Here is an 8,683-nt window from a genome sequence, read left to right on the forward strand (position 1 = left end):
GCCCTCATCTACACCCGCCCCGAGATAGAAGCGCTGATCCTTGGAGCCAAGGACGGCGACTTCGACCATCTCATCGTCTCCCGTAACTGAACCACGAGCGACGGGTCGGCACCGGTGAGCCGAACGTCGACCCGGTCGCCCGCACGACACCAGGCCACCCCGGCGCGAGGGTGGCCTTTTTCGTGCTCAGCTTTCGGGCTCAGCCGCAGTTGCTGTAGGACGAGCTACGCCCGTTGCCGCCGAACCGGACGCACGTTCCAGGCGCTTTCACGAACACGGGCCCCGCGTACCAGGCGAACGATCCGCTGTCGGCGATCGAGCTGCCGCCCTTCTTCTGGATCCACACTGAGACCGGCGACTTCTTGCCGACGTGCGTGCGCTTGATGGTGACGGCGCAGTTGTAGGTGGAACTGCTGTAGAGCAGGTAGGCGGTGCCCCCGGAGACGCTCATGGAGCGCTGCACGTAGTACCCGCTCCCATGGCCGCCGCTGTTGCACACGGCCTGCGGGGTGTACTTGTTGGCTGGCTCCTTGGTAGGCGTGGTGCCTCCGCCGGTACCGCCCGTCGGCGTTGAGCCCCCGGGCTGCTGCCCTGGTTTCTTGGAATTCGTGGGCGTCCCGCTCTGGCTGGGCTTCGGCTTCGTCTTGGACGGGTTCTGCGCGTCATTCCCGGCGCTGTTCGAGGCTCCCGGGTCGCCTGGCGCGTTCTTGTTCTGCTCGGAGGCCGCGATGGGCTGCTCCTTGTCCTTGCCGTCGTCCGGCCTTGTCGCGGCCCAGGCGGCGCCACCCGCGAGGACGGCCGCCACTGCCACGGCCGCGGCGATCGGCACGATGAGGCGGTTGCGCTTCCCGCCGTCCGGCGCCTGCCCGTAGGAGGCGCCAGGGGGTATCGGCGGCGGCATGCCTGGGCCGCCGTGCATCTGCGGGTGGCCACCCGGCGGAACGGGCTGCTCATCGCCGAAGGGCGATGGTTGCGGTGCCGTCCTGTGCCTGACGCCGGACGGGTCGGTGTGCTGCTCAGGAGGCAGAACGACGCCGGCCATGGCGGACGGAGAGGCGTGCGGGTCCGTCGACCCCGGCGGCCCGACCGCGTAGTGGGGCGCGGGCATTTCACCAGGAGTCCCAGGAAACGCGGGCAGCGGGGGAACGGACGCGGCGGGCGAGGACGTGCCGCTGGCCGCGCCGACAAGTCGTTCCTGGGCCTCGCGGGCGGTCGGGCGCTGGGTGGGCTCCTTGGCCAGGCACGCCAGGACGAGTTCGCGCATCGGGCTTGGCAGGTCGCCCAGATCAGGGTCGCCCGTAAGGATCCGGTGCATGACCGTGGCCATCTCGTCATTGCCGAACGCGGGACGTCCCGTGGCGGCGAACGACATGGTCGTGCCCCAGGCGAACATGTCGGCGGCCGGCCCGACCGCGCCGCCGGTGAAGTGCTCGGGGGCCATGTAGGCGGGCGTGCCGACGTTCTGCGTCTCACCGGCCGCGCCGAGCGCGCGCGCCACACCGAAGTCGATGACGCGTGGGCCGTCCGGTCCCATCATCACGTTGTGGGGCTTGAAGTCGCGGTGCACGATCCCGGCCTGGTGGATCGCAGTGAGAGCGGTCAGGGTGTTGACGGCGAGCCGTTCCAGTGCACCGCCCCTGCGTGGGCCTTCGGTCCGCACGACGTGGTGCAGGGACAGGCCGGGCACGTACTCGCTGACGATGTACGGCTGGTCGCCCGCGACGTCGGCGTCAAGGACCTGCGCGGTGCAGAACCGCGCCACGCGCTTGGCGACTTCCAACTCGCGGACGAAGCGCGCGCGGGCCGACTCGTCCCCGGCGAGCCCGCCGTGCAGCAGTTTGATCGCGACGTGCTCCGTGGAGCGGACGTCCCCGGTGTCACCCGCCGGACGGCCCAGGAAGACCGCGCCTTGCCCGCCCTCTCCCAGGCGGCCCAGGATCTGGTATCCGCCCAGTTCGGCCGGGTCTCCAGACCGCAGTGGACTGGCGTCCGGCATCGTCCTGTCCGTCACACCACTCGCTCCCCGTTGCTTTTTGGCTCGTCCGCAGGACCGTCCAGCAAGACTATGGCCACAAGATGGTATGCGCTCCGCAAAGCAGTTGATCTAGTGCCTTGGCCCTCGGAGTGGAATGGGACTATAGTCCGCTTAATGGAACACGGGAGGCGTTGATGGACCGCCGTCAGGCCGCCGGCAGGCGTGTCGACCTGGAACTGATGCGGACGCCCCCGCCGAAGGAGCGCGCGGACGCCGCGCGCAACCGCGTGAAGGTGCTGGACGCCGCCGCCGCTCTCTTCGCCCGCCACGGGGTCGAGTCGGTCACCATGGACGCGGTCGCCGCGGAAGCGGGCGTCGGCAAGGGAACCCTCTTCCGCCGGTTCGGGGACAAGGCGGGCTTGGCCGTGGCCCTCCTGAACGAACGCGAACGCGATTTGCAGGACGCGATCCTGTCTGGCCCGTCTCCACTCGGCCCTGGGGACGGCGACGCGCCCGTCCCGCCGTACGAGCGTCTCCACGCCTTCGCTGACGCTTACCTGGACTATGCGCTCGACCATCTGTCGCTAGTGCGGATGTCCGAGACCGCCTCCCCGGGCGCGCGCTACCGCATCGGCGCCTACGGCTTCTGGCATCGGCACTTGACGATTCTGCTCGACCAGTGCGGCGACGCGGTTCCGGACGGCGAGGCTGCGGCGCACGCACTCCTGGCCGTCCTTGGTGCGGAACACCTGACCGCGATGGTCGAGAGCGTAGGGACGGAACGTACGCGCGCCTGCGTCCACACCCTGTTCGACCTGGCGCGCCCCTAGCCCGGAAACACGAAAACCCCCGGAGCGGGGGTTCTCGCATGGCCCTTGGCGGGGCGCTCGGGGGTCAGGCCGGATCGGGCGTCCGCCGCTCGGGGCGGGACTCGACCCGGCCGTCCTCGTTGCCCGGTGGACCCTCCTGGGCGTGGTTGCGTTCCAGCTGCGCGGCGACCGCGAGGGCACGCAGCGACGTGGTCTTCACATGTTTGCGCGCACCGTTGGAACGGCTGCGGCGAGGGATGCTGCTCGGCACGGTTCACCTCCGTGGTCGTGGACAGGGGTGCTACCCGGCTGGCCGGGTTTCGCACGGTAGTTGCAACCGCAAGATCTTTCCCGCTATTCCGAGTGATCGTTCCGTTTAGCCCGCGTCCGGATCCGGCCGCCCGAGAACCGGCGCGGCTACCTAGGTTGCATTCCTAACTAGATCGCCGTACCGTTTAGGTCGTTGGGCAAACTCCACGGAAGGTGGCGCCCATGAAGATCCGGCCCCCTCGGCCGCCCGTCCCCCAGGAGGGAGCCAGCCATGGCCGCCGACCGTCGCGCTAGCTGGCTCAAAGGCGTCCTCGACCTGCTCGTCCTCGCCGGCCTGACCGGCGGCGAGAGCTACGGCTACGAGATCGCCAAAACGCTCGCCGACGCGGGCCTGGGGCAGATCAAGGGCGGCACCCTGTACCCGGTCCTGAACCGCTTGGAAGAGGCCGGGCTGGTCTCTGCCGAGTTCCGTGTCGCCGACCGCGGCCCAGGACGCCGCTACTACCACCTCACCGACGAAGGCCGCGCGACGCTCGCCGAGCAGAGCGGCCTATGGCTCGAATTCGACGAATCAGTGCGGAAGATGCTCACCCAGGGAGCCGGCCGATGACGAACCCCTACTTCGACGAACTGGCGGAACGGCTGCGAGCCCGCGGCCTCCCCGAGGGCGAGGTGACCCGGACCGTGGACGACCTGGCCGCGTTCGTGGCCGAGGCCGGCACAGACCCGGTACAGGAATTCGGCACCCCGGAGGAGTTCGCCCTCCAGGTCGCCCCAGCCGACGGCCCTGGCGCGGATGGGAAACCGAGCACCGTTCCCTCTGACTCGGTCGAGACATGGACGTGGAGGGCCGACGCGTTCCACGAGCGTGACATGCTCGCCCGCTACGGCGACGAAGGCTGGGAGGTCGACCGCGTCGACCGCACGGGCCGCTTCGTCAGCCATCGAGACCCGGAGAACTCGCAGCGCTGGCAGTACCACCGCGAGACCGTGCTCTCCGCTGACCGCCAAGCGATCGTCGACCGTCTGGCACCGGACGGCTGGGAACCCTGCGGAACCTGGTTCTGCTACGAATACTTCAAGCGCCCCAAGGCCGCCACCCTCGGCCCTGAAGCGGAACTGCACGACGTCCCGCAGACCCCTGCCGGACGGACGTTCCTGAGCAGACGCTTCTACGTCTTCATGGTCGCCTACGGCGCCTTCATCTTCGCGCTCGTCGTCCTCGCCTCCGTCGCCTGGGCCGGCCTCTCCACCGAGAACGCCGGCACAGTCCTCCTCGCCACCATCTTCACCGGCCTGGTCGCCGGTGCCCTGGTAGGCGCGGGCATGGCCTACGCCCGCACAAGAGCCCACCGACGGGGCAAGGCTTCCTGACACGATGACCTCGCATCGCATGACACCCCGGTAAGCATCCTCTACAGTCATGCGATGCGCCCGATCAGACTCGTCGTCGCAGGCGTGTTCCTGACTGCGCCCTGGCTCGCCTTACCCGACGCCTCCGCGCGCCCGACACCCGCCCTGAACTCGTCCGCGACGGTCAGGACCCCGGCGCCTTCTCCGGCGCTCGGAAGTAGGTACCCAAACGCGGGAGGCATGCCAGGAGGCCCAGGCTTCCCGGCAGGCCCACCACCTTGGGGGACGCGCTGGGCCGTCCTCGGCAGCACGGCCGCGGCCATCGGGCCTTGGGTGGCCTGGCCTGCCCGGCCCACAGAGTCTGGGCGGGTCGCATACCCCGCCCGCGGAGCCTTCTTTCCAACTGGGGGACCTACGGCAGCGCCGTCGACCCGCCGGTGTGATCGGAGGCTCCCCAGCATTGTCTCGGACGATTCCGGGCGCAAACACAGTGCTTGGAGAACAAACAGGCCCTCGCCCGATCTCAGCGGGCAGCGTCATCCGTAACACCTCGGCAGGCGAGGCGCTGACACGAGGTGAGGCGGCGCAGACCACTCGTTCCGGCGCAGTTAGCGGCGTGCCCGGACAACAGATGGCAGCCGTCCCGTTCGGTGCAAGCCCAGGAGCAAGGACAGAAAACTTCGGTGGTGAAGTAGGGGGCGCGCTGACTGAAGACGAGAACTATGGAGGGATGACGAGAAGGGCGCGCCAAGAGTGATCGGACCACCTGAGTGACCAAGGCCGGCGTAGGTGACTGAGGACGTGGGAATGATGGCATCCAGGTTTGTGGTGCGTCTCACTGCATCGTTGCTCGGTCTCGGACTGCCCGCTCTTCTTTGCCCTCCGGTCAATGCTGCTCCATCACCACGATCTGAAGAGTGGTGGTTCGGTGCCTGGCAGGTAGAGGAAAAGGTATGGCCGCTGACACAGGGAAAGGGCGTCACTGTCGCGGTAATAGACGATGGCGTCCAAACGCGGCTACCGGAGTTGCAGGGTGTTGTTCTCAAGGGCATGGCGTTCGCAGGCGAATCGGCTGGCGACGGCCGTACCGACGAGGACTCCAAGAACGGTGGTCACGGCACTGCCATGGCAGCACTGATCGCCGCCCAGGGACGCGGCAGTGGAATGGTGGGCATCGCACCAGACAGTCGAATAATACCGATAATTGCGGCTGGACTCGACGTGCCACGATCGATTCGCTACGCCGTGGACCACGGCGCGAAGGTGATCAATATCTCGGGGGGCAACGATGCCTTAACGTGCCCGGACGGGGTTCAAAAGGCCGTGGCATATGCCATCGAGCATGACGTGATCACCATCGCCGCTGCCGGAAACGACGGTGATGCGGCCGATTCAGGCATATTCCCGGCCAACTGCCAGGGGGTACTGACCGTAGGAGCGGTCGACGCAGACCTCAAGCCTTGGATCAAGTCAACCCCTGGCCATAACGTCATGGTCGCAGCCCCCGGTGTGGCCGTGGGATCGATCGGCAAGTGGGGAACGTTCGGCTGGAACGACAACGGCACCAGCCAGGCAACGGCCCTTACCTCCGGCGTAGTAGCCCTAATGCGCTCTCGTTTCCCCGACATGTCCGGCCGCGAGACAGTCCAACGCCTACTGGCCACCGCAAAAGACATCCCTCCGGGGGGCTGGGACAAAAAAACCGGTTACGGTGCGGTAATTCCCTACCGTGCCCTCACGGCACAGATCCCTAGAACCTCTCCAAACCCCGTATATGAACGGCTGGATCAGGCACGGTCCAACGATGATACAGCCGGTATCCGGTCGAGCAAAACGCGGGAGCCGACTCGCCAGGAAGAAGGGCAGCGTTATACGTGCCTGGCCCTTGGGATTGGTGGTTTGATCATCGCGACCGGTCTGACGTTCGCTCTGCACCGAAAAGGATTGAGCAGAAGTAGTGGTGAGTAAGGAACCAAATAGGAATCTACGGATAATGGTTAATCGGCATACTTCCCATGCGGATATGCCTCGGGCGGGAAAACTAGAAAATCTCAGTGTCTTACGATCGCAAAGGCGCCGAGTTGTATCACGGTCAGCCGGTCGATATGGAGGAGGAATTCTCAGAGCATCTTGCCCTGGTTGGAGCGGCGGAAGAAAGGGGTGCAAAAGAGTTGGTCATCCTATATGTCTTGGCAAGGATGGTGGCTGGTCGCTTGCCGATACACAAGGGTCTTGGGGCTTGCAGGCGGGCCACTGGCTGCCGTCACGATTCCGGGAGGAATTATCGGTGGCGCGACGTAGGAGGCGCGACAGGTTCCATCGGAGGTGCCATTAAGGGTACATTCGATCATTACTTCTGAGGTTGGATGATGGACATCCATCTACTGGTTGCCGGGCTGGTTCTCTTCGCCTGTTCAGCGGGCTCATTCGTCGCCGGTTTTAGGGACAAATATCGTCCCACTAAATGGAACTCCATTGGGGTGTCGAGTATCTCCATGGGCATTTGGATGACGGTCGCGTCACTGTCTTCAGATGCCAAATTGGTGGTTCTTCTGCTGTTTCCGTGTTGTTTTGTCTCGATGCTGTCGTTTGTAGTGTGGCTGAGGAGGCTTCGAGCGGAAATGAGGGAGCAAAAGAATCTGCCCCTATGAGGGTCCACTGTTGGCATAAACTTCGCTTTGCCTAGTACGGCGGGCGCATTTCGTTAGGTGAGCTGGGAATGCGTGTTCGGGTGGTTGGCGGAGGCGGGTTCGTTGGTGGTGCCAGCGGAGATCGCTGCGACCGCGAGCGGGGTGTGCCGGCGGCTCGCCTCATACCGGCGGGCCTCGGAAAGCCGGCTCGCCGGTGCGCAGGGCTTGCGGATCAGCAGTCGGTGGACCGGGGCGGAGGAGCAGTTTCTCTGCCTTTCAAGATCCAGATCATCGGTGACTGGAGTGATCGGCGGATGAAGTGAATGGCAAGGGGAGAGTGGACATTATTGTTATCCACCCGAGGGGCAGGCGTGTTTATGTCGGTGTGGTTGCCGCGCTTAATGTGGTGGTGCTGGCGGTGTGTATTGGTTTTATGGTCCAGTGTGGTTCGATCGACTTGGTGAGCGCTTCCGGAGTGGTGCCGTGTGTTTTGCTTCTGGTGAAGTTCGTGAGGTCGGGCGTGGTGGTGAGCGAGGATGGGCTGATCGTGCGCCGACTGATAGTGGACCGGCAAATAGACTGGTCACAGGTCAGGTCTTTTGAGCGGCGGCGGGTCGCTGGGATGCGGCAGGTGAAATTAGTCTTGAAAGAAGGGAGATCGATCGTTCTGCCGACTCCAGGGGATAGATTTTTAATGCGGGATAAAGACTTTGAAGAAAAACTTGATCTGCTGATGGATCATCAGCGTACGGCAGCCCAGAGTGACATGTAGACGTGTTGTTCGCAACTATGGCGGGCGCTTGTTGTCATTGGCTTCGGGTTATCTGGATTGGCCGCTGATGAGGGGTAGGAGGTGTGCAATGGCCGTGGTGCGTGTGATCGATCCGGTGGGGCGGTCCGTTTTTGTCGCCGTCATAGGCCTGCTTAATCTCTTTGCGTGGGCGCTGTTTGTTTGGGTGCTCGTCGCTGTGGGGTTCGCGCTGTTGCCTTTTTGTTCTATATTGATGTGTTCGTATCTTTTTTTAGGCGTGTGGCGCTCCAGGCTTTATGTGGGTGATGGCGGCGTTCGCATTGAGCGGATGTTTCGCGATGAATTCGTTGCTTGGGATGGCGTCGATGCGGTCGAGGTGCGAAGGTTCTGGAGCGGCTCGCGGATCGTGTTCGTTATGAAGAACTCCGATCTTGTCAAGATGCCGAAGCTATTCGGCGGCGCGCTGAGAGCTAGCGCGGATTTGACGACGTCTTTCGAGTCTAATCGAGGCGGCGGCGTGTGCGGGCAGCCGTGATGCACTTACTGAGCCGTCATGACTTACTATCAAGCTACAGGGCTTGTCCTCTTAGCTGTTGGGTGTGTGCGTGGCACAGGGGCTTGTCCGTCGCCATCGACGACTGAGAGCTGTTGATGTTGCCTCGAAGCGTCCTGATGGTGGTTCGTTCTTGGGGCACGGGGTGCGATCAACGGAGCGCTTTTACGAACTTGGCGCTTTCCTTCTTGCTGTCGGCTTCTTGTTGGCGGGCGCTATTTACTTGGTCGTTCTCCGATTTCACTCATGTGGTTTCTGGCCTGCTGGTCCTGCCACGCTGGCCACGGTGGGGACTTGCGGGAGTGAAGCGGGGGCGCTGGTCAGGGGCTGTCTCTTAGACAC

General features: G+C 64.5%; 8 protein-coding genes. 6 read left to right on the forward strand and 2 right to left on the reverse strand.

Annotation, left to right across the window (positions count from 1 at the left end; translation table 11 throughout):
• Nucleotides 1-199: 199 nt before the first annotated feature.
• Nucleotides 200-2,011, reverse strand: a complete 1,812-nt coding sequence (locus E1293_RS40600; RefSeq protein WP_132204406.1) for a serine/threonine protein kinase — start codon at nucleotides 2,009-2,011, stop codon at nucleotides 200-202.
• 158 nt (nucleotides 2,012-2,169) lie between these two features.
• On the opposite strand from E1293_RS40600, the gene E1293_RS40605 reads away from it, so the two are divergent.
• On the forward strand, nucleotides 2,170-2,805 hold the full coding sequence (locus E1293_RS40605; RefSeq protein ID WP_207939396.1) for a TetR/AcrR family transcriptional regulator: 636 nt from the start codon (nucleotides 2,170-2,172) through the stop codon (nucleotides 2,803-2,805).
• Between the two features lie 64 nt (nucleotides 2,806-2,869).
• Here E1293_RS40605 and E1293_RS40610 read toward each other — a convergent pair whose 3' ends face one another.
• A complete protein-coding gene (locus E1293_RS40610) occupies nucleotides 2,870-3,055 on the reverse strand; it encodes a hypothetical protein (RefSeq protein ID WP_132204408.1) in 186 nt (61 codons plus the stop codon).
• Nucleotides 3,056-3,325: 270 nt separating this feature from the next.
• On the opposite strand from E1293_RS40610, the gene E1293_RS40615 reads away from it, so the two are divergent.
• From E1293_RS40615 to E1293_RS40635, 5 genes are all read left to right on the forward strand, one after another.
• On the forward strand, nucleotides 3,326-3,664 hold the full coding sequence (locus tag E1293_RS40615) for a PadR family transcriptional regulator (protein ID WP_132204410.1): 339 nt from the start codon (nucleotides 3,326-3,328) through the stop codon (nucleotides 3,662-3,664).
• Complete coding sequence (locus E1293_RS40620; RefSeq protein ID WP_132204412.1) at nucleotides 3,661-4,428, forward strand: hypothetical protein; 768 nt, start codon at nucleotides 3,661-3,663, stop codon at nucleotides 4,426-4,428. The genes E1293_RS40615 and E1293_RS40620 overlap by 4 nt, the downstream gene beginning before the upstream one ends.
• A 768-nt stretch (nucleotides 4,429-5,196) precedes the next feature.
• Nucleotides 5,197-6,375, forward strand: coding sequence for a S8 family serine peptidase (locus tag E1293_RS40625; RefSeq protein ID WP_132204414.1), 1,179 nt, complete (start codon nucleotides 5,197-5,199; stop codon nucleotides 6,373-6,375).
• 999 nt (nucleotides 6,376-7,374) lie between these two features.
• The gene (locus E1293_RS40630) at nucleotides 7,375-7,809 is read left to right on the forward strand and encodes a PH domain-containing protein (protein ID WP_132204416.1); all 435 of its coding nucleotides are present in this window, start codon (nucleotides 7,375-7,377) and stop codon (nucleotides 7,807-7,809) included.
• 88 nt (nucleotides 7,810-7,897) lie between these two features.
• Nucleotides 7,898-8,323: a hypothetical protein gene (locus E1293_RS40635; RefSeq protein ID WP_132204418.1), complete on the forward strand. Its 426-nt coding sequence runs from the start codon at nucleotides 7,898-7,900 to the stop codon at nucleotides 8,321-8,323.
• Nucleotides 8,324-8,683 lie beyond the last annotated feature (360 nt).

The organism is Actinomadura darangshiensis (assembly GCF_004349235.1).
GTDB classification, from domain to species: Bacteria; Actinomycetota; Actinomycetes; order Streptosporangiales; family Streptosporangiaceae; genus Spirillospora; species Spirillospora darangshiensis.